Below are 22,143 nucleotides of genomic sequence, written 5' to 3' on the forward strand. Positions count from 1 at the left end.
CAACAATTCCTCTTAAAAAATATTTGTAATTGTAACACAAGAATAAAGTGGCTTATCCTTTAAACATAGATCCACCAACTCTTCCTACCATTAAGGCATCTCTTTCTCTATCCATCCTGCTGCCATCTATAGAGACAGAGCTGAAGATGGTATTAACGATCGCATTGACACTCTCAATAATCGTCTCTATGAAACCTTTTAAAATAAATAGAGTGATCAAACTCGCAATAGTTGAATCGATACCCAGTCCCCCTTGATTGATGTTTTGTATAGCAACAGAGGGCGTTATGGTCAAATTGAATGCCAATAATGCCAAAACACCAAAGAGCAAAATAGGAATAGCTAGAACCAAGATAAACAAATTATTAATAAACCATATCAATATGTTTTTCATAGAATCTTTGAACCAATCTAGCACGATCAAACACACCGCAATAGGGAACACAATACCGCTAAAAGCCCCAGCTATCAAAGGTTTCACAACCACAGTGCTTATTCTCATAATGATAGTTACTTGCATAAAAATGGCGAATAAAGAAATACCTGCCACTTGCAAGCCTTGTAACAAACTAGGAGCGTTGTTGCCAACATTAGAAAAAACAGCTCTTACCGCAGGTAAAATTGAATTAACAGTGTAATTCAGCACTAAATCTAAAGCCCAAAAAAGAACTTGATTCAGCCCAAAAGCGCCTGCTAAACCAAAATAAATAGAATAAGAGATTTTATAAAGATAACCAAAACCTGCATAGGCGATAAAAGAGACCATCGCCATTTTGAATAATGTCCCCCCAACAAATCGCATGTATTCAAAACCTATGTTAATCTGAATGTTACTTGAAATATCTCTCAATTTCATAAAAGAAATGAAAACAAAAATCCCAAAAACAATATAAATCAGGTAAGAAACAAAATCAAGATATGACCCTTGCCCTATGATAATATCAGGCAGATTGACTACACCATATGCAGGAAGAACAGCAGCGTCCGCTCCTTTGACAACAGATTCTAGTGCGGCAAAAGCAAGCATGGCTGTAGTGTTGTTTTGCAGTTTATTTGCAGTGAATTCTTTGCCAATCAGCCAAATTAAACCATCAGCTGTAATATTCGTAGAAGCTTGAGCGGTTATTGAGCTAATTATTTGTAAAAGAACATTGCCTTTCACATTGTCCTCAACACCGCCTTTGGTGAAATTCTGAATCTTGTTGCTCAAATTGTCTAGCATGCTATCCATGGATACGTCTATGTTTTTATTTATCAATGCGTTCCAACCAAAATTACAGCCACTTGATGGCGTTAGAGCAAAGCCTTGTATAGCTGTAGCAACACTTGCCCACGCCGATCCCCATAAAGGACCTAAAGTGTTCAAATATTTCACCAGATTGCTAGCGGCTAAACTTGTGGCTAATGGTGTGCTAAGCGCTTCGATCACACCCTGCCCTGAACTCTTTCCACTCCCTGATTGGCCAATAGATGTATAGCCTGTTAAAATATCTGCAAAACTCTTGTTGGTTAAAACATAACTCGGTATCAGCATGCAATAAACTGTTTGGTAAATTTTGAGATTTGAAACAATGGGCAAATCAATAGCTTTCAACCAATTAGGAACAATGAGAAAAAAACTCATGATCGTTATTAAAAAAGTCCTTTTAAGATTAAACATGCTCTTATTTCTCTAATGTCTTATTTTTCGCTTCCACTTCTTTAATCTTTCTCAAAATTTCGCTTACTGTCTGTTCGTTTTGTAAATCCGTGATTTGAATGTCAAACACTTTGAAGCCAAAAGGATTGATGATAAGATTTTCTTGAGAAGAGTTACCTCTAGCAAAATCATAATAAATAGTTACTTGTTTTTTAGTAATATATTCATAATTTTCCATCGTATCAGGTGTGATTTTGATGGTAATGAAAAATGTTAATCTCGTTAAGGGACTATTTTTGACTTTTTCTCTTTGTATGTTAGAGCTAATGATAGCTTCTGCTCGGACTTTATCTACGAATTGTCTGATATTTTCATTGAACATTCTCATTGCTTGGGTTTGGAAACTCACATCGCAATATTGCATCAGTTGATCCTTGCGATCCCTCAAAGAATTTTTACTATAACCAAACAGCAATGAGACAAATTTTGAAGTTGCACTATCCACAACAGCTTCAGAATTGACAATTTGCCTAGCATCGGAGCGTTTGACAATTTTAAATTCTCCTGTGTATCGATCAATGCCATAAACAAATATATCCGTTTTCTTCAAAGGCATCATCATCACAATACTCGTTACAGCGGCGACATTGAGTGCCATAGAGAGATAAAAAGCCCTTTTGAAAGTCCTATTGGCCTTATTGAGTTTTGCCAATCTATCAAGGGCTATCACACCCCCAACCAAATTTTCATCAATCAAGACTTCTTCGTTTTTTTTCCCTAACATGCGACAGCTTTATTGTTTAATTATTGGTTTGTTGGTTGTAAAACTTGAGAGATTTTTCATTAAAAACTCCTTAAAATAACCCTAATTATAGCAAAATTTCTGTAAAAACTATGTATTTGAAAAACCTTTAACAAAAACCTTTTTGGATAAGGCGTTGAGCAAAGATTCCTTGATAAGCAATGTAAGCAGCGACTTGTTTCAAACAAGAAGCAAGATGAAACACGATGCAACTCAAAAAGTAAGAGCGATGAGCAAGCGGTCGTAACTCAATAATGAATTTTTAGAAGCGCTTAATTCAAAGAGATGAGACAATCGCAACTCATAGAGAGAATGGTATAATATCAAAATAAGTTCTCAATTTAATTCTTGAAAGGAGTTTCATGAACGATACAACAGAGCATCATAATTCCAATTCACTAAACGCCCCACCACCTAGCAACTCACAGAGCAACGATCTCTTAAATTTGCTAGACTCGTTATATCCTAAAGGGAGTTTAGGGGAACAAAGATTTCACGAAGCTTTAAAGAATCAAGAAGAGTTGAAAAATATCCTAATAGAAATAGAAAAGCTACCGCAAGAAAAAAGGTATGAACTTCTGATGCAGATAGGACAAGCCAAACAAAGAATAATGGAAGCATACGCTCATTCATTCTTAGGATATATAGGGGGACTAGAGCATCTGTTAGGATTATGTATGGGTGGGATATTTGTTTTGTTTGCAATCTATTTTGTATTTTTAAGAACTAGCAAAAACACAGAGCTAGTGGAAAGTCTAAAAACAAAACTAAAACTTCAGTATTTTTACTATGCCTTTGGTGTGGGTGCGGTTTTGTTTTTTGGATTAGAAACAATTAGATCGATTTATGAACTATATATCTTAGGAATTGGTAGCACTAACGACAAGGTGCTTTTTGTTTTGAAAAACATTTGCTTTATAGGTATGGGCTATTTGATCTATAAAGTTATTAAGGTTATTGGTATAAAAAATTTTATCAATGGTCTTTTCGCTTCAAAGAAACAAGGCGGTGCAGAATGAAACTAATGAAACGAGAGCGATAAGGAGAAACAACAATGAAACTGAGAGCAAGTGTTTTAATCGGTGTGGCAATTCTGTGCTTAATTTTAAGCGCGTGCAGTAACTATGCGAAAAAAGTGGTGAAACAAAAGAACCATGTTTATACGCCTGTGTATAATGAACTGATAGAAAAGTATAGTGAGATCCCCTTAAATGACAAACTCAAAGACACACCATTCATGGTGCAAGTGAAGTTGCCAAATTACAAGGACTATTTGTTGGATAATAAACAAGTTGTACTAACTTTCAAACTTGTTCATCATTCTAAAAAGATTACGCTCATAGGCGATGCCAATAAGATCCTTCAATACAAGAATTACTTCCAAGCTAATGGAGCAAGATCTGACATTGATTTTTATTTGCAGCCTACTTTGAATCAAAAAGGTGTGGTGATGATAGCGAGTAACTACAATGATAATCCTAACAACAAAGAACAACCACAGACCTTTGACGTGTTGCAAGGAAGTCAGCCAATGCTAGGAGCTAACACAAAAAACTTGCATGGCTATGATGTGAGTGGAGCAAACAACAAGCAAGTGATCAATGAAGTGGCAAGAGAAAAAGCCCAGCTGGAAAAAATCAATCAGTATTACAAAACTCTCTTGCAAGACAAGGAACAAGAATATACCACTAGGAAAAATAACCAACGAGAAATTTTAGAAACCTTGAGTAATCGTGCAGGTTATCAAATGAGGCAGAATGTGATTAGTTCTGAGATTTTTAAGAATGGTAACTTGAACATGCAAACCAGAGAGGAAGAAGTTAGGGAGAAGCTGCAAGAAGAAAGAGAGAATGAATACTTACGCAATCAAATCAGAAGTTTGCTCAGTGGTAAGTGATTGAAAGAAAAGGAGAGAATAGATTTTTCTATTAGGGTAGAGAGAAACGCCAACGGGCGTTAGCTTTACTTGATAGGTAAGGCGATCAGGTAGGTAATCTTTTTAAAGCACTCATCATTTTTTAATTCTGTCTCTGCCCAAGACAAATATTTTTCAAACTGAATTTTGTTAGTTACACCGAGATTTTTTGTTCGTTTTCCATATCAAGCATTTTGCACTCCTTTTTCTTCCATGTATTTTTCAAGATCAAATTTCATCAGCAAATCCTTAACATAGTCGTTATATTGTTCGATGGTTTTTAGATTAGCATAGAAATTCACTTCTTCATCTGTCATCACAAACAATTTCAATAGCGGGAGCTTAGTATCATACAATTCTATTTGCGAGTCCATTTCTCTAATACTCATCTTAAACATGATGGGCTTGCTGAAGAAAGGCAGAAATATTCCAAGAATTGATCGATCAAATTTGGAGAATAAGAAATTAGGATTCTCCGTAATCGCATGCAACAGTTCCATAGTCTCATTCTCAAGCAAACGATAAACCTTTTTAAATTTATCAATACCAATGCTTTTGATAACAGCGCGATAATCTTTCATGTAATTTCTTAGAACCTTATCTAACGCTCCCTTGTTTGTATGCATCTGTTTGAAAAAATCATGCATGGTTTTTATTTGATTCATGATTTTCTTTTTTTCATCAGTGCCTAAAAGTTCGTTCTCTTGCAAGCTCCTAATAAGTTTTTCTTTCTTATCTTTTGAGTTGGCAATCATTAGGAAGAGTTTTCGCATGTTATTACTCATATCGCTCTTGATTCCTTCAATGGATTTGGTTTCTCTTTAGATTGTTCAGATCGTAAAGGTTTATATTGAAATTATACAATATCTGTTGCGTGAAAATTTCAGAGCGGTCATAATTCAAAGAGCAAGAAACTATTTTTTTAACCATAAAATATTGCTTCAATCACTCTCATATCTATTTTTCAAAACCTACAAAAAACGCTTTCACAAATAGCCCTAAACCGATTTAAAAAAGTTTTAATGTTATAATTATTTTTATATAAAGCAAGATAAGTTGTAAGAATGCGTTACAACTAAAATAAAGAGTCAAGATAACTCATTTTCAAAAAGGAGTCTTAAGTAATAAAATCATAATGTTCAGCTAGTAATCTATTGCCTTGTTGATCAAACAAAGCTCTGCATGAAAGATGAAAAAATTTCATCTTTAGATAGTTAATACACCACTAGAGTCTTACTTGAGAGACACTCATTTTATTAGTGGTTTTGTCTGATTTGTTGCTACCAAAACCATTACCAACCAAAGCAGATCCCATGTTTTTGATACTATCGAATCCATTCTTCAGCACTTCTGCCATAAAATTCTTGATATTGTCCATAGGCAAGTTGAATTTTTTCCCTAATATTTCATTAAGTCCCATCATTAACATCAGAAAGAACAAAAAATTTAATATCATAGAAAACAAATCATTGGATAAACCTGTAAAAAGATTTGTTCCGCCACCCAACAAAGAAGCTAAAATTTTTCCCATACTCAGTCCTTTTATTTTTGGTTGTGTAAGTTCTTGCTTGTTCGGATCTCTAATGCGTGTTTTAGTAGGAAGCATTTCACAATAGCATACCTAAAGCTAATAAGAAAATTCTTGAATCTAAGATTGCTCATGAAATCAAGCGATAAGCAACCACTAATCGCAAACAAATCAAATATTTTGCCACCAAACAAGCCATATCCTTTTTGTTTTTATCTCCTAATTATAGCAAATTTTTCTCAATATTAATTTGGAAAACCACCACCATATCAAAAACAAATTACTAATACACTAGATGCAGAATTATTTTTAAAAAACGCTCATTTAAATTTAAAATCATGGGGTTTTAGGATTTGAATACCAAAAATCGATTGGTTTTTTCAAATAAGCTAGCTTTGTGCATGCGCTTAAAAAGATTTTAGTTTTTAGTTAGTAAGGTTTTATGCTAATGTGTGGAAATAAAGAAATTTCTCTAAATCAAGTCTTGAGAAATTTTTGAACGAATCATAAGAACCAATTTTGCCATTGAGTCATAAGCATGATTAGCTTCATTGTGAAATTTGCGTGGCTTAAGAGATAGTATTTGCTTATTATGCTGAGAGAAACGAGTAGCAAAAGATAAGTAGTGTAATAAAAAAAGCTAGGTTTTATTATAAGAGCAAACAAGAATAATATTGGATAAACTAAAATCACCCCTGCCCCATAAGAAAAAAGCGCTATTAAAAAACCTATAACGATAGAGCTGATATTGAACAGCCTGTAATAAAGGCTGTACTTATCTAAATGTTTGTTGAAAGAATGTTTGAATTGTAAAAAGTTTTGTTTCAATTTGCTGATCGGTTGTTTCATTTTGGTTTTGAAAGAACTAGTTCAAGGTGGTGAACCTATAAAGGAGCAAAGGAGCATAAGAAACAATAAGTCTTTTACAAAACCACCTTAATCTAGCTCAAAATCCTAAAGAATACCCTACTATGCTGATACTAACATGTGATATAACACAAACCAACGATTTGTTTGTTTATGTCAAACAAAGAATAGAAAACACCTATCAAGGAATAAAGGAGTTTCTATCCAAAAAACACAAGCCTATTATATAAAAATAACCTTAAGAAAAACTTAAAAAATACCAACAAGTCGCATATGAGCAAGCAAAACATAACATTATATTAAGAAAGGTAATGTTATTGTTATACCAAAAAATGGAAAAAGCCCTTTTGAATTTTTATGATTTCAATAATCCCTAATCTGATCCAATCAAAAACCTTTTTGAATACTAGCTAAACACGCTCAGATGTGATCTATTATTTTTCAAAAATGAGCTATTATTTTATTAACTTGATACTTAAAGACCTAGATTTTACTTACCTTTTTGACATGGAAAAGTTTTGATCCATAGTTTTGTGGAAATTGTGGTAAAATGTGTTGGTATTTTTTGAAAATTTAAGGTTACAAAAACTATAAGATGCTTGCAAAAATCGTTTTTAGCTCATTGGTTGCGTTTGGAGTTTTGTCGGCTAATGTGGAGCAGTTTGGTTCATTTTTCAACGAGATAAAAAAAGAACAAGAAGAAGTGGCCGCAAAAGAAGATGCTCTTAAAGCTCGCAAGAAGCTCTTAAACAATACGCATGATTTCTTAGAAGACTTGGTTTTTAGAAAACAAAAAATCAAAGAGCTTGTGGATTACAGAGCTAAAGTTCTTTTAGATTTAGAAAACAAATACAAAAAAGAAAAAGAGGCTCTAGAGAAAGAAACAAGAGGTAAAATCCTTACTGCTAAGTCAAAGGCTTATGGTGATCTAGAGCAAGCCTTAAAAGATAACCCTCTTTATAAGAAACTTCTTCCTAACCCTTATGCCTATGTTTTAAACCAAGAAACGTTCACCAAAGAAGATAAGGAGCGTTTGAGTTATTACTACCCCCAAGTGAAAACGAGCAGTATTTTTAAAAAAACTACCGCTACCACTAAAGATAAGGCTCAGGCTTTGCTTCAAATGGGTGTGTTTTCTTTAGATGAAGAGCAAAACAAAAAAGCGAGCCGATTAGCTCTATCTTACAAGCAAGCGATTGAAGAATATTCCAATAACATTTCTAATCTATTGAGCAGAAAAGAATTGGATAATATAGATTATTACTTGCAGCTTGAAAGAAACAAATTTGACTCCAAAGCAAAAGATATTGCCCAAAAAGCCACCAACACGCTTATTTTTAACTCGGAACGCTTGGCGTTTAGCATGGCGATTGATAAGATCAATGAGAAATACTTAAGGGGCTATGAAGCTTTTTCTAACTTGTTGAAAAATGTCAAAGATGATGTGGAATTGAATACTTTGACTAAAAACTTCACCAACCAAAAATTGAGTTTCGCACAAAAACAAAAATTGTGTTTGTTGGTTTTAGACAGCTTCAATTTTGATACCCAATCCAAAAAATCTATATTAAAAAAGACTAATGAATACAATATCTTCGTAGATAGCGATCCTATGATGAGCGACAAAACAACTATGCAAAAAGAACACTACAAGATATTTAATTTCTTCAAAACAGTGGTTTCTGCATACCGAAACAATGTTGCCAAGAATAATCCCTTTGAATAGGAAAGGAGATGATCTTGAAAAGTATCTTCAAAAAATTAGGTTCTGTCGCTTTTTATTCTTTGGTTATTTATGGGGGCTTAAACGCTATCAATACGGCATTATTACCGAGTGAATACAAAGAATTGGTGGCTTTAGGCTTTAAAAAAATCAAAACACTCTATCAAAGACATGACGACAAAGAAATTACAAAAGAGGAAAAAGAATTCGCCACTAACGCTTTGAGAGAAAAATTACGGAATGATAGGGCGAGAGCAGAGCAAATTCAAAAGAATATTGAAGCGTTTGAAAAAAAGAACAACTCTTCTGTTCAAAAAAAAGCGGCTAAGCACAGAGGATTGCAAGAATTAAACGAAAACGCTAACCCTTTGAATGACAACCCTAATAGCAATTCTTCCACTGAAACCAAATCTAATAAAGATGATAATTTTGATGAGATGATCAATAAGGTGAATGAAGCTTTTGTGAAACCTGCTGCTCCGCTTGTGCCTGATGAGTGGAGAACGCCTGAAATTGAAATCGTTATCAATAAGTGTATTATTTCAAGCAACGATTATGATGGGTTAAGAAAGTGTTTGATCAAAGACATCAAGGATCAAAAAATTCTTGCCCCCTTATTAGAAAAAATTCAAGAAATAGAGACAGAAAATAACAAGTTTTCTAGACAATACCTGAGTGGTTTAAAACTCGCTCTTAATAACAGCAACAATAGAACCTTTCTTATAGCTTCGTGCGCTATTTGTGAGAAGAGAAAAAAAGAAATAGAGCAAGAAAATAACTACCAAGATACTACAAATGCAAGTGAGTTTGGAGCTACTGATACAAAAGAAAATGAAGCAAAAGATGCAACATCCTCAAACAATCGCTCTAAATCCGAACTGCCCAATAGCGTCATTAATCAAATAGAACAAAGCATCGCTCATGAAAAAAAATAGCGATCCAAATTATTAGCTCAAAAAACAACTAGAGAAACAAATCCTAAAAATGAGGAATCATAGCTTGTCGTCTCAGAAAAATCATTTGACAATGATCTTACTTGATTGCCTTTCTTGTAGGTATTGTCGCTTGCTTTGTTCTAGGGATCTTTCTAATGCGTCCAACTCCTCTAAATAATTTAAAAAGACCTTGTTGTGAGCTAACATAAGCTTTCTGATTCCTTTGATGAAATTTTTATTCTTTAGGCTTTCTACAAGCGTCTGTGAAGCAGTGATTAAAGAAGCTGTACCTCCAATGTTGCTCTGATACGCCTTTAGAGAAGTTTCTAAACGCTCTCTTATATTTTGTTTTTCTTGCTCGATTTTCAGCTTCCCTCCACAATAAAGAACTAAAATTTTATCGGATATTCCGCATTGCTGTTCAGCAGTCTTTTGGTCTAAGGGATTGATTTTCATATAGGTCAATAAAAGTTCAGGGCTAGACATATAAGTCTTAAAAATCACATCTTCTGAGATGAAAAATAACTCATTCGCTTCAAAATTGGCTTTCAATAACGCTAAATCTCCTCTCAAAGCCATGGCCGCTTTTTTGATGTTTAGAGCATCTTCTTCACCCATTTTATCATTAGCGCTAGGGCTAGTGGTTGAAAAAATCTCATCTAAGTTTTTGAGCACTTGTTGGTTGGTCTCTTGGTAGGTGCTATCCAGTTGCTTTAAGCCGCTTGTTATATCTTCTGCCATCAAAACAGACAATAGCAAAAAAGAAAATATGGTATTTTTCACGAGTGTTTTCATTTGACAATAACTTTAGAGTTAGCAATGTTTCTTGCTGTCGTTTCTCTCTCTAATTTCAGTTGTTCTTCCCAAAGGTCGGCTTTTTTTTCAAGATTTTCTATATAGTTTAAATGATTTTCTGCGTTTAAGATAGCAGCTTCTATGAGCGCGTTCAAATCTACTGATCCTTTTAAGGTTTTGATTTCTTCATTGATCCCATTCAAATAAGCGATATTTTGAAAATCTGCATCACTCAGTTTATTTTGAATAAGGGCTACAATCATTCTGTAATTCTGAATAACCTGTTCCATAAGGCATGCTGAAATTTTTAGCCCATCAAGATAGGGGCATTTTGTGGGCACTAGAGTGAATGTTTCAATGATTCCAAATGGTGTGCCCATGCTTGAAAAAAAACTAAGAGCAGGCGCATAGATGACGCTTTGAAACAAAGCCTGACCTGTTAGGGAATTATAATCAATAAGGGTCGCTTTTTTCATAGCCTCTTTCAACCATGTTTCAAAACCTTCTAAGGTTTCTTCAAACGCCTTGATGTCGATCGTATTGTAAGCGATGTATTTAGCGTTATCAGAAGAACTTCCTAGAGCTTGAGAAAGCATTTCCATTTGTGTTTTTAGAGTAACGCTCGGTTCAAAGCTGTTTTTTAACGCTTCTAAGAGAGCGTTTTGCTGATTCATTTTGAGCTTGATTATTTCGTTATTTTTTTGGAGCGCGATTTGCATGTTTTGGATTTCTGTTTGGGTATTAATTTTTTGTTTTTCCACGATCATTTTGACATTCCCCCCCAATGCGCTAAGTGCACTTGAATACCCTTCCATGACGCCAAGCAAGATGTCTGAACCTGCAAAAAAACCCCCTGTCATGCCATTGACACCATTGATAACGCCATTAGCCCCTTTTAACATAGCGCTCATAGTTGCAAGCTGAGTTCTCAATTCTCCCTCTATTTGCGCTTGAATGGCTTTTTCTTTTGCATTAGATTGAGCCTCTATGGCTTTTAATTCGGCTTGAGCGGTTTTTTGTTTGGCTTGTGCGTCCGCCTGAATGGCTTTTAAGGCAGGTTCAAGCGTTATTACTGCCCCTGCACCATTCAAGAACAAGCCACAAAAAGTCAAGAAAGAAAATATGCTTAAAAAACATTTCACATCTCTTTCCTCACTTCACGATTATTTTAGTTTGCACCCTTTCTGTTAAGTAGCTATCTTTTTGCCCCTTAAGCTTGTCTTTGATGTAATCAAGGTAAGTCAAATGCGATTTCAAAAAAGATTTATTCGCTACTATATTATAATTATATAGCGAGCTTATGTTAGAAATCGCTTGAGTGTCATAGGTGCTAGTAGCTAATCCTGATTGACCGAGTATCATTTGAGAAGCGTTCTGCAACAAATTGGTATTGTTTTTCACAAATTCTATATAGTATTCTCTCAAAATTTCTGCTACTTTTTCAGCATAGCAATAAACGGCAAGAACCTTGTCCCCAATAGGGCATGCAGGAGTGGTCATAGGATTAACGCCTGAAGTTAGGGCATTAGTGGCTAACGCTTGGTATTTGGCATAAACAGTGGGCATAGAAACACTCATGGGCGTCATAGAAATTTGCATGCAACTAAAAAACACTTTTGATGAGCCAACAAGTGCGCCTAAAGCGGTACAGCTATCAAGGGAATCGGCTGTATCATTCATTGAGCTGTTGCTTGCTTGAGAACGCAGTTGCTCTTGTAGAGCTAGGGCGTATTTTGGTGCTGCGCTTGTAATATTGCCTAATATACCGCTCATCATTTCAACCGTTGTTGGCACGCTAGGAACAGCGATTTGATTCGTCGCATAAGCTTCAATAGCGCTAGGATTTTTAGGGGTAGTGTTACTCGCTAAAATGCTCGCAATCTGACTATTGACAGCACCAATTTGCGCACCTTGCGTGTTGCCTTGCACGTTAAATTCCCCTGTTAATTTGCTGATATTTAAGATATTGTTCCCCACAGCCATGCTTTGATCGTTAAAACCTTGATACAATTGGTTGTATTGTTGGTTAGCGGCTTTCATAGGCACGCTTACAGCTTCAGCGATGCTTTGATTGTATTGGGTCATGATAGCGGTCATTTGTGGATTAGTAAATCCCACAACAATAGGAATAATCGCTGCTGTCATAGCGCCTGCTACTATTCCTGCAAATGGCCCTGCGACACCACTTGTGCTTGAGATGATTGAGGAGATTTCCGATAAGAAGCCTGCAGAAGATGATTCGTATATAGCTTGTGTGCCTGCCATGTTAATACCCCCTAGTTAATACCCTAATATCGGTGGTAAAAACGATGAATCTGAGTATGTTGGTGCATAGCCATACATGAAAGGATTGTTTGGACCGTAATTGCTCATCATTTGGCTCATGAGAAGATTTTGAATGCCCCACATCGCATTGATACCTAGATTATCATTAGGTTGGAAACTCCCTAAACTTATGTCGTCAAACTTGATATTAACATTCTTATCATTATAGTCATTGAGTATGGCCACTTTTTGCTCTAGGGTTTCTTTAGGGATCTCTATTTTTAGCTGATCTCTAGAAACAAGCCCCACGCTATTTAGCGCCATATCTTCAGGACTAATATCTTTTATATCCGTGTTTTGGTCAGCGTTAAGTGGAGCGTTAAACATGCCAATGATAAGACACCAAGCAAATAGTGATTTAATTTTATAAAAATTCGTTTTCATACTTTTGACTCCTTATTCTTATTTTTACCATTATTCTAGCGCATTAACACCACTCAATCGCTGTTTTTGTTTTGATTTTCTTGATCGAGCATTTTGTTTGTTACTTCATCAATGTTTTGAAAATATTTTTCAAAAAGCTCTTTCTTTTTAGCTTCAACGCTCATATCAGTTTGAATCCAATTAGGAATAATGGAGTCCATGATCAAATGCGTGAAGTCATAGGCATGATTGGTTGGGTATATTTTGTTCTGAACATAGTATTCTAAAAAATTCGCTTGAACAAAAAAATTCTCTATATCGCTCTGCATGTCCTCGCTTATGTTGTTATTGATAGGTTTTTCTAGTAATCTGAGAATCCTATACGACTGCCTGATAGTTTCTAGCATGAAGTAAGCATAAACATAAACTAATGAAACAAAAGAATTATTGGCTTTAAACGAGCTTGCATCATTTTTCCCACTTTGAAGAGGAATTAATCTTGATAATGTTTTTTGGGGATCTTGCCCTTCGTTTATTTCTTTAAAAAAGCGGAAGTCTAAATCCTGATTACTGAGAAATGACTTGACAAAGTGAAGATTAGCGTTAAGACTATCTATGAGACCTGAATAAAGGTGTTCTGTTTTGACATCATCTATATTTAAAACATTCTCATAAAATACATTGACATGGTCTTCTAAGAAATTAGAAAAATCATAAAGAGCGGTAAGGTTTTGTTCAGTGATTTCACCTTCCATTTCTTCTTCTATGAAGTCCAATTCTTCTCTCAATTCAAAAAGGTAATTAGAAAAACTATCCAAAATCGTCAAGACATCATTTTCCAAAATTTTCAATAATTTTTGTTCGCGCAAACTTTGTTTCATTTTAATACTCCTTTATTTGTTGATACATTTGCCTCAAGGCCTGGTATTTATCTATGATACTATGGTTTTGGATAATCTTGTCAATTTCTTTGACAAATACAGTATCTGTGGATAAAATTTTCAAATATTCTTTAGGAATGCCTCTCAAATTAAAACTAGCGATAACGCTAGGGCTTCCATCCTGTTTGTAGAGGATTTTCCTGTCTAGCCCCTTAGTGATGATTTCAAATTCTTTTTCTGTAACATTAGCTAATCTTTGGTAATCAGAAAGATTACCCCCATCGTTTCTCAAAAAAATCTTTGTAGGGCATTGTTCTCTAATCGTATCAGCAATAGGGCAAGCCAAAAGATCAGTGATGCTTTGAGTCGCAAGTCTAACAATAGCGTTTCTTTTCCTTGCAGTTTTTAGCATGTCTCTTACAAAATAAGCGACCTTTGGATCGCCTAAATATTTCCAAGCTTCATCAATATCTAAGACAAATCTACGCCCATCCATTGCTTCTTGGATACGAGCGAAAAGGTAAAAACAAATAAAGGGCGAAACATCATTATTGTCTAAGAAACTTGACCCATCAACGCCAATAATCGTTTTTGAAAAATCTAAGCGATCGGTTGCTTTATTATCAAAAAGCCATTGAAATTCACCATTGGTTGATTTGCAAAAAGGCGCTAATCGCGCGACAAGCCCATTAGGATCATTGTGGTCTTTTCCAAAAGCATTAATAAGTTGAGTGATGGGATAATCTAGGTTCATATCTCCTGTGATAAGGTTGGTTACTGCCGCTGCAAGCGTGTTAGAATCTGCTAGGCTAAAAGAGACGCTGTTGCCATTTTCATCTTTTTCATCGCTTTTGGTCGCTAGGTTTTTCACAAGCTCTTTGACAACAGAAATAGCCGTTTGTTTTTGCTCCATTGTTGCATCTGTTTTTTGCACATAAGCCGCCCAAGCAAAAGGATTTAATCCTGTATCTGTCCCTAGCTCAATCTTGACATACTCCCCACCCATTGCGACAATATTCCCATAAGCGCCATAATCTTTATCCATATAGACCATAGTGAGCTTTTGCTTGTCTTTGCTGACATTAGCAGGAAAATTATAGGCAAATTGCCCCATAGCGTTTAGAGTCATGGACATAAACACTGTTTTACCTGAACCGGTTGAGCCAAGTATCAAAGTGTGTCCTGCTGAAGCTGAACCAAAATCAGTGGGCATGTGGAAGTTCAAATAAAAAGGCGAATTGATCTCGCTTTTTAGCGTCATCACGCTATTGCCCCAAGCGTTATTCTCTTGATTGCCATCAAAACTCATCGCTCTCATCGCTATGAAATCAGCAAAATTATTAGAAGTTACATCAAAAATAAAAGGAAGCGTGATAAAAGAGCAATGTTTGGCAAAAAAGTAATTTTCCATAGAGAAAGTCGCTGCATTGGCTAAAAAACCTTTAGCGTTAAGACTAGAGACGCATTCCTTAACGCTTTGTTTCATTTTTTCAAAGCTATCAGCAAACAGCACTAAAGAATTACCATAACTGCCTAGCGTAATATCACCATTACCCACTAATTCGCTCAAGCAACCCAAAGTCATGCCCTGCTCTTTAGAGCCTCCACTAATAATAATCCTTCTAGAGGTGAAAGCTAGTTTGTCCTTTAAAACCTGTGAGTTTTTAGGCGAATAAGCATGCATAAAGATAAATTCGCTGTCTAGAGCGTTGATTTTATCAAACAAATCGCTCTGTGATTTAGGGGCGTATTCACTAATCTCAATAGCACTAAAATATTTTTCACTCAAGTCATCATTCAAGATTTTTCCATGCTTATTAGCAAAATAAACTTCTTTCACCCCACCATGCATTTTTTCTTTGAGATACAAGTCTTTTCGGTTGCAAATAAAAGGGGCTTCATTCATTCCCACAAGAAAATTATAAAACTCGCATTGTTTGGAATAAATAACGCCATCTTTGGTGTATTCTTTCAATCTAGTGGGGTGGTATTTACTCAATAGCTCTTCTATGAGCTCTATCCTATCCTTGAAGTTTTCAAGCTTGGCTCTAATAATCCTTTGAAACTCTTCAAAATTATTATCTGCAAAATGCTTTTTATTCATAACGGGTTCATTGAGAGTGTCTAATAAATCTTGCTCTATGGTGAGATAAAAACTAATATCATAAAAACTTTCTCTCTTTTGCTTCTCATTATAGACTCGCATGAAATCATTAGAAAAAGCAAGACTATAGTCCCTATTGGTTTCATCAATAACGATTTTCTTTTTAACAGTGTGAAAATAAAATTTGAATTCAGGGGTAACAAAATTCCTAAAAACGCTATAAATAGAAGCGTGTAACTCTATGAGATCTTTTTTGGAAGTGGTTAAAAAATCAATGCCCCCCAATTTGATTGTGCCTAAAAGAGAATAGTTGTTAGTAAGGATCACCCCATCATCTAAAAAACATTCATAGTTATTCGCTAGATAGGAATTTGCAGCGCTCACAAGTCTGTCTTCTCTGTTTGGATTTAAGTGGATGTCATTAGCCATTTCTTTACTAGGCTTCATGGAAAAAATGCTCATGAATGCTTTGTTTTTCACGCCCTTAAACAAAAAAGGTTTTTTAAATTTCATCGCTCGCTCCATTCTTTGATAAAGCCTGTAATCTTTCTTGAATCCAAGAGCTACAAGCACAATAACAATCGCTACAATCAAAACAGGTTCATAGGCTTGAAAAAGAATAACAGATAATACAATGGTTACAAACAATATAAATATGGAGGAATAAATAAAAGTTTCAGGGAAACCAAACAACCTATTCCCCCCATCAAACAAGACCTTAAAAAAGGGATTGACACCCTTTTGCATGTCTGCTTTAAGTTCTTCTATTTTTTGAAACTGCCGCTTTTGAACCTCTTGCTCTATGATTAGCTTTTTTTGTTCATCAGCCTGCTTGCTTGCCACAAACACCCCTCTCTTTACAGATATACCGCTTCACATGTAATCGTATAAAAGATTTTTTTGAGAGACTCTACGGTGCTAATATGTTTCAAAAGATCATTAGGATCATAAGAATTGAATACGGCCAATAAGACATTGTATAGCTTATCATCGCATAAAATTTCTCTTGTTTCTCCGCGCAATGACAGAAAGCAGCGTTGTTTGTTGGTCGTGCTGATGCTTTTAAAAGTAAAAAAGTCTTTCACTTCAGGATTGATCTGTAATTCTACATTCAATCCCATTTCTTTACCCTTTTCATCAAAGATTTTTTCAATAATGGGATCGTAATGCTTCAAATCCTTTATTTTTTTAAGGACTCTATTGACAATCACGAAATCAAAAACTTCATCTTTGATAATATCGGGATTGACTTCTTTGAAAGTTACTTTCTTGTCTTTCAAATTTTTGATAGTCGCTTTGAAACTATCAAAATCTAAATTCGTATAAACAAGCCCATTGGGAGTGTTTTTTTCTTTTTCTAGTGCTTCTTTTTTGGCTTGATTATCGTCATTTGCTAACCCATACGAACTGAAAACAACGAGACTTAAGAGAACTTTCAAAAAAAAGCCTCTCAGTTTTTTATTGCTATTATTATTATTGATCAATTTAGCTAGCTCCTCCACTCTCGCCAATATTGAAGCCAAACTTAGTGCTCAAATAGATAATACCGCCTGCCACCGCTAACATAGCTATGGGTTGCGCGTAAGCAAAAACAGTCGCTTGACCTCTTTTGATGTCATCAGAGATTTTCCAAATATCCGCTATGCCTTTGACCCCTAGAGCGCAACCACCTACGATCGCTAGAACAGAAATGATCTGAACGACCAAAACTTTAGTTTCAGAGATGCCTGTTGCAGGACTGCTGACCGCCATTAAAGGATTGGTTGTCATCGCTAGCCCTAAAGTTACTACAACTTTCTTGTAGCTGTCAGTGATTCTTGTAAGAAATTTCATGCGTTTCCTTTCAGATTGAAATGATGGTGTCATTATACCAAAAAAAGATATTTTTACACTTTCACGCAAGCACCACTAGATTAACTAGTCTTGCGTGTATCCTTTTTGATTCAAATAAAAACCGACACTTTTGTTTGGCAACTGACACAATTTAGGAACAATAAATCTACTTGTCCCAACCATTTTTCTTTCTCAAGTCGTTGTAGAATTGTAGATCTTTAGGATCTTTGATGTATTTTTTAATCGTCTCAGGTTGAAACCTAAAAACAAGCAGAAACAAACCCAAGCTGATCAGAGTGAGGATAAAGCTCCATTTTAAGCAACTCCATAAACCACTAAAGAAACTTTTTTTGAGACTCTCTTTGAAAATCTGTCCTATTGATTTGTTTTCCATTTTGTTTTCCATTTTGTTTCCCATGCGGATCACAAACGCTTAATTACAAATACATACTATAATAAGTATGGCACACACAAACCAAACTATTTTTAGAACGCTTCATGCACTCACCTCGTCTAACCATTTCTCCAACCATCTTTAGCGTTGCATTTGATTTCTTCAAAAAGGCTCATTTCTTAGTTTCTTTTCTTCTTAAAATTCTCCCATTCTAGCAAATTTTTGTTAATTGTGGGTAAAAATGTGAATCGTTCCTAGCCTTTAGACGCTTGCAACGATCGGACTTTTTTCAATATTAATGAAAAAATGCCAAATATTCTAAATATTGTGGTATGATAATAATGTTCAAAGACATGAATTGATTACTCAAGTGTGTAGCGATTTTTAGCAGTCTTTGATACCATACCGATAGGTATGAAACTAGGTATAGTAAGGAGAAACAATGACTAACGAAACCATTAACCAACAACCACAAACCGAAGCGGCTTTTAACCCGCAGCAATTTATCAATAACCTTCAGGTAGCTTTTCTTAAGCTTGATAACGCTGTCGCTTCATTTGATCCTGATCAAAAACCAATCGTTGATAAGAATGATAGGGATAACAGGCAAGCTTTTGAGGGAATCTCGCAATTAAGGGAAGAATACTCCAATAAAGCGATCAAAAATCCTACCAAAAAGAATCAGTATTTTTCAGACTTTATCAATAAGAGCAATGATTTAATCAACAAAGACAATCTCATTGATGTGGAATCTTCCACAGAGAGCTTTCGGAAATTTGGGGATCAGCGTTACCGAATTTTCACAAGTTGGGTGTCCCATCAAAACGATCCGTCTAAAATCAACACCCGATCGATCCGAAATTTTATGGAACATACCATACAACCCCCTATCCCTGATGATAAAGAAAAAGCAGAGTTTTTGAAATCTGCCAAACAATCTTTTGCAGGAATCATTATAGGGAATCAAATCCGAACGGATCAAAAGTTCATGGGCGTGTTTGATGAATCCTTGAAAGAAAGGCAAGAAGCAGAAAAAAATGGAGAGCCTAGTGGTGGGGATTGGTTGGATATTTTTTTATCATTTGTATTTAACAAAAAACAATCTTCTGATGTCAAAGAAGCAATCAATCAAGAACCAGTTCCTCATATCCAACCAGATATAGCCACTAGCACCACCGACATACAAGGCTTACCGCCTGAATCTAGGGATTTGCTTGATGAAAGGGGTAATTTTTCTAAATTCACTCTTGGCGATATGGAAATGTTAGACGTTGAGGGCGTCGCCGACATTGATCCTAATTACAAGTTCAATCAATTATTGATTCACAATAACGCTCTGTCTTCTGTGTTAATGGGGAGTCATAATGGCATAGAACCTGAAAAAGTTTCATTATTGTATGCGGGCAATGGTGGTTTTGGAGACAGACACGATTGGAACGCCACCGTTGGTTATAAAGACCAACAAGGTAACAATGTGGCTACAATAATTAATGTGCATATGAAAAACGGCAGTGGCTTAGTCATAGCAGGTGGTGAGAAAGGGATTAACAACCCTAGTTTTTATCTCTACAAAGAAGACCAACTCACAGGCTCACAACGAGCATTGAGTCAAGAAGAGATCTTAAACAAAATAGATTTCATGGAATTTCTTGCACAAAACAATGCTAAATTAGACAACTTGAGCGAGAAAGAGAAAGAAAAATTCCAAAATGAGATTAAGGATTTCCAAAAAGACTCTAAGCCTTATTTAGACGCCCTAGGGAATGATCGTATTGCTTTTGTTTCTAAAAAAGACCCAAAACATTCAGCTTTAATTACTGAGTTTAATAAGGGGGATTTGAGCTACACTCTCAAAGATTATGGGAAAAAAGCAGATAAAGCTTTAGATAGGGAGAAAAATGTCACTCTTCAAGGTAGCCTAAAACATGATGGCGTGATGTTTGTTGATTATTCTAATTTCAAATACACCAACGCCTCCAAGAATCCCAATAAGGGTGTAGGTGCTACGAATGGCGTTTCCCATTTAGACGCAGGCTTTAGCAAGGTAGCTGTCTTTAATTTGCCTGATTTAAATAATCTCGCTATCATTAGTTTAGTAAGGCAGAATTTAGAGGATAAACTAATCGCTAAAGGATTGTCCCTACAAGAAGCTAATAAGCTTATCAAAGATTTTTTGAGCAGCAACAAAGAATTGGTTGGAAAAGCTTTAAACTTCAATAAAGCTGTAGCTGACGCTAAAAACACAGGTAACTATGATGAAGTGAAAAAAGCTCAGAAAGATCTTGAAAAATCTCTAAGGAAACGAGAGCATTTAGAGAAAGAAGTAGAGAAAAAATTGGAGAGCAAAAGCGGCAACAAAAACAAAATGGAAGCGAAATCTCAAGCTAACAGCCAAAAAGATGAGATTTTTGCGTTGATCAATAAAGAGGCTAATAGAGACGCAAGAGCAATCGCTTACAGTCAGAATCTTAAAGGCATCAAAAGGGAATTGTCTCATAAACTTGAAAATATCAACAAGGATTTGAGAAACTTTAGTAAATCTTTTGATGAATTCAAAAATGGCAAAAATAAGGATTTCAGCAAGGCAGAAGAAACACTAAAAGCCCTTAAAGGCTCGGTGAAAGATTTAGGTATCAATCCAGAATGGATTTCAAAAGTTGAAAATCTTAATGCAGCTTTGAATGAATTCAAAAATGGCAAAAATAAGGATTTCAGCAAGGTAACGCAAGCAAAAAGCGACCTTGAAAATTCCGTTAAAGATGTGATCATCAATCAAAAGGTAACGGATAAAGTTGACAATCTCAATCAAGCGGTATCAGTGGCTAAAGCAACGGGTGATTTCAGTGGGGTAGAGCAAGCGTTAGCCGATCTCAAAAATTTCTCAAAGGAGCAATTGGCCCAACAAGCTCAAAAAAATGAAAGTTTCAATGTTGGAAAAAAATCTGAAATATATCAATCCGTTAAGAATGGTGTGAACGGAACCCTAGTCGGTAATGGATTATCTGGAATAGAGGCCACAGCTCTCGCCAAAAATTTTTCGGATATCAAGAAAGAATTGAATGAGAAATTTAAAAATTTCAATAACAATAACAATAATGGGCTCAAAAACAGCACAGAACCCATTTATGCTAAAGTTAATAAAAAGAAAACAGGACAAGTAGCTAGCCCTGAAGAACCCATTTATGCTCAAGTTGCTAAAAAGGTAAATGCAAAAATTGACCGACTCAATCAAATAGCAAGTGGTTTGGGTGGTGTAGGGCAAGCAGTGGGCTTCCCTTTGAAAAGGCATGATAAAGTTGATGATCTCAGTAAGGTAGGGCGATCAGTTAGCCCTGAACCCATTTATGCTACGATTGATGATCTTGGCGGACCTTTCCCTTTGAAAAGGCATGATAAAGTTGATGATCTCAGTAAGGTAGGGCTTTCAAGGAATCAAGAATTGACTCAGAAAATTGACAATCTCAATCAGGCGGTATCAGAAGCTAAAGCAGGTTTTTTTGGCAATCTAGAACAAACGATAGACAATCTCAAAGATTCTGCAAAAAACAATCCTGTGAATCTATGGGCTGAAAGTGCAAAAAAAGTGCCTGCTAGTTTGTCAGCGAAACTAGACAATTACGCTACTAACAGCCACACACGCATTAATAGCAATATCCAAAATGGAGCAATCAATGAAAAAGCGACCGGTATGCTAACGCAAAAAAACCCTGAGTGGCTTAAGCTCGTGAATGATAAGATAGTTGCGCATAATGTAGGAAGCGTTCCTTTGTCAGAGTATGATAAAATTGGCTTCAACCAGAAGAATATGAAAGATTATTCTGATTCGTTCAAGTTTTCCACCAAGTTGAACAATGCTGTAAAAGACGTTAAGTCTGGCTTTACGCAATTTTTAGCCAATGCATTTTCTACAGGATATTACTGCTTGGCGGGAGAAAATGCAGAGCATGGAATCAAAAATGTTAATACAAAAGGTGGTTTCCAAAAATCTTAAAGGATTAAGGAGTACCAAAAACGCAAAAACCACCCCTTGCTAAAAGCA

Annotated in this window: 21 protein-coding genes; 6 read left to right on the top strand and 15 right to left on the bottom strand. The window is 35.5% G+C overall.

The window, feature by feature from the left end; all coding sequences use genetic code 11:
• Positions 1–52: 52 nt before the first annotated feature.
• Together cagW and cagV are read right to left on the bottom strand one after the other, a co-directional pair.
• Entirely contained in the window at positions 53–1,660 is a 1,608-nt protein-coding gene (gene cagW, locus H7O61_RS01905; protein ID WP_187874985.1) for a cag pathogenicity island VirB6 family T4SS protein CagW, read from the bottom strand.
• Between the two features lie 4 nt (positions 1,661–1,664).
• Positions 1,665–2,423 (bottom strand): cag pathogenicity island type IV secretion system protein CagV, encoded by a 759-nt coding sequence (gene cagV / locus H7O61_RS01910; protein WP_000900781.1) that lies wholly within the window; start codon positions 2,421–2,423, stop codon positions 1,665–1,667.
• 380 nt (positions 2,424–2,803) lie between these two features.
• Here cagV and cagU point away from each other — a divergent pair, with 380 nt between their 5' ends.
• Both cagU and cagT read left to right on the top strand, forming a co-directional pair.
• Entirely contained in the window at positions 2,804–3,460 is a 657-nt protein-coding gene (cagU, locus tag H7O61_RS01915; protein WP_001000478.1) for a cag pathogenicity island translocation protein CagU, read from the top strand.
• 35 nt (positions 3,461–3,495) lie between these two features.
• Entirely contained in the window at positions 3,496–4,338 is an 843-nt protein-coding gene (cagT, locus tag H7O61_RS01920; protein WP_000776483.1) for a type IV secretion system apparatus protein CagT, read from the top strand.
• Positions 4,339–4,541: 203 nt separating this feature from the next.
• Here cagT and H7O61_RS01925 read toward each other — a convergent pair whose 3' ends face one another.
• The 4 genes from H7O61_RS01925 to cagP form a co-directional block, all read right to left on the bottom strand.
• Positions 4,542–5,141 carry a cag pathogenicity island protein CagS gene (locus tag H7O61_RS01925; RefSeq protein WP_187874986.1) on the bottom strand — a complete coding sequence of 200 codons (600 nt, stop codon included), beginning with the start codon at positions 5,139–5,141 and terminating at the stop codon, positions 4,542–4,544.
• Positions 5,142–5,581: 440 nt separating this feature from the next.
• A complete protein-coding gene (gene cagQ / locus H7O61_RS01930; RefSeq protein WP_080028549.1) occupies positions 5,582–5,962 on the bottom strand; it encodes a cag pathogenicity island type IV secretion system protein CagQ in 381 nt (126 codons plus the stop codon).
• On the bottom strand, positions 5,899–6,078 hold the full coding sequence (locus H7O61_RS07825) for a hypothetical protein (protein ID WP_000466853.1): 180 nt from the start codon (positions 6,076–6,078) through the stop codon (positions 5,899–5,901). Before H7O61_RS07825 ends, cagQ begins: the two co-directional genes overlap by 64 nt.
• Before the next feature lie 310 nt (positions 6,079–6,388).
• On the bottom strand, positions 6,389–6,733 hold the full coding sequence (gene cagP, locus H7O61_RS01935) for a cag pathogenicity island protein CagP (RefSeq protein ID WP_000812854.1): 345 nt from the start codon (positions 6,731–6,733) through the stop codon (positions 6,389–6,391).
• A 613-nt stretch (positions 6,734–7,346) separates the two neighbouring features.
• Here cagP and cagM point away from each other — a divergent pair.
• Together cagM and cagN are read left to right on the top strand one after the other, a co-directional pair.
• Positions 7,347–8,477: a type IV secretion system apparatus protein CagM gene (cagM, locus tag H7O61_RS01940; RefSeq protein WP_000879923.1), complete on the top strand. Its 1,131-nt coding sequence runs from the start codon at positions 7,347–7,349 to the stop codon at positions 8,475–8,477.
• A gap of 14 nt (positions 8,478–8,491) precedes the next feature.
• Positions 8,492–9,409 carry a cag pathogenicity island type IV secretion system protein CagN gene (cagN, locus tag H7O61_RS01945; protein WP_187874987.1) on the top strand — a complete coding sequence of 306 codons (918 nt, stop codon included), beginning with the start codon at positions 8,492–8,494 and terminating at the stop codon, positions 9,407–9,409.
• Positions 9,410–9,490: 81 nt separating this feature from the next.
• Here the strand turns inward: cagN and cagL are convergent, their stop codons facing one another.
• Genes cagL through H7O61_RS01960 form a run of 3 tightly spaced genes read right to left on the bottom strand, consistent with a single transcriptional unit; the run spans position 9,491 to position 12,301 of the window.
• Entirely contained in the window at positions 9,491–10,204 is a 714-nt protein-coding gene (gene cagL, locus H7O61_RS01950; protein WP_001937985.1) for a cag pathogenicity island VirB5 family T4SS-associated adhesin CagL, read from the bottom strand.
• The gene (gene cagI, locus H7O61_RS01955; protein ID WP_187874988.1) at positions 10,201–11,346 is read right to left on the bottom strand and encodes a cag pathogenicity island type IV secretion system translocation protein CagI; all 1,146 of its coding nucleotides are present in this window, start codon (positions 11,344–11,346) and stop codon (positions 10,201–10,203) included. Before cagI ends, cagL begins: the two co-directional genes overlap by 4 nt.
• Positions 11,347–11,356: 10 nt before the next feature.
• Positions 11,357–12,301: a sodium:calcium antiporter gene (locus H7O61_RS01960; protein WP_231623832.1), complete on the bottom strand. Its 945-nt coding sequence runs from the start codon at positions 12,299–12,301 to the stop codon at positions 11,357–11,359.
• Between H7O61_RS01960 and H7O61_RS07830 the strand changes: the two genes are divergently transcribed.
• Positions 12,288–12,488, top strand: coding sequence for a hypothetical protein (locus H7O61_RS07830; RefSeq protein WP_039082617.1), 201 nt, complete (start codon positions 12,288–12,290; stop codon positions 12,486–12,488). The genes H7O61_RS01960 and H7O61_RS07830 overlap by 14 nt on opposite strands.
• Here the strand turns inward: H7O61_RS07830 and cagG are convergent.
• The 6 genes from cagG to cagB all read right to left on the bottom strand — a co-directional run bounded on the left by cagG (position 12,485) and on the right by cagB (position 18,104).
• Positions 12,485–12,913: a cag pathogenicity island type IV secretion system translocation protein CagG gene (gene cagG / locus H7O61_RS01965; RefSeq protein ID WP_000855912.1), complete on the bottom strand. Its 429-nt coding sequence runs from the start codon at positions 12,911–12,913 to the stop codon at positions 12,485–12,487. The genes H7O61_RS07830 and cagG overlap by 4 nt on opposite strands.
• 53 nt (positions 12,914–12,966) lie before the next feature.
• The gene (gene cagF, locus H7O61_RS01970) at positions 12,967–13,773 is read right to left on the bottom strand and encodes a type IV secretion system chaperone CagF (RefSeq protein WP_000814269.1); all 807 of its coding nucleotides are present in this window, start codon (positions 13,771–13,773) and stop codon (positions 12,967–12,969) included.
• A 1-nt stretch (position 13,774) separates the two neighbouring features.
• Positions 13,775–16,726: a cag pathogenicity island type IV secretion system ATPase CagE gene (gene cagE / locus H7O61_RS01975; RefSeq protein WP_187874990.1), complete on the bottom strand. Its 2,952-nt coding sequence runs from the start codon at positions 16,724–16,726 to the stop codon at positions 13,775–13,777.
• An 8-nt stretch (positions 16,727–16,734) separates the two neighbouring features.
• On the bottom strand, positions 16,735–17,358 hold the full coding sequence (cagD, locus tag H7O61_RS01980; RefSeq protein ID WP_120871824.1) for a cag pathogenicity island type IV secretion system protein CagD: 624 nt from the start codon (positions 17,356–17,358) through the stop codon (positions 16,735–16,737).
• A 4-nt stretch (positions 17,359–17,362) separates the two neighbouring features.
• Positions 17,363–17,710, bottom strand: coding sequence for a CagC family type IV secretion system protein (locus H7O61_RS01985; RefSeq protein ID WP_187874991.1), 348 nt, complete (start codon positions 17,708–17,710; stop codon positions 17,363–17,365).
• 166 nt (positions 17,711–17,876) lie between these two features.
• Positions 17,877–18,104 (bottom strand): cag pathogenicity island protein B, encoded by a 228-nt coding sequence (gene cagB / locus H7O61_RS01990; protein WP_000428894.1) that lies wholly within the window; start codon positions 18,102–18,104, stop codon positions 17,877–17,879.
• Between the two features lie 442 nt (positions 18,105–18,546).
• Here cagB and cagA point away from each other — a divergent pair, with 442 nt between their 5' ends.
• Complete coding sequence (cagA, locus tag H7O61_RS01995) at positions 18,547–22,095, top strand: type IV secretion system oncogenic effector CagA (protein ID WP_187874992.1); 3,549 nt, start codon at positions 18,547–18,549, stop codon at positions 22,093–22,095.
• Positions 22,096–22,143: the final 48 nt, after the last annotated feature.

Source organism: Helicobacter pylori, from assembly GCF_014496965.1.
Lineage (GTDB): Bacteria > Campylobacterota > Campylobacteria > Campylobacterales > Helicobacteraceae > Helicobacter > Helicobacter pylori_CZ.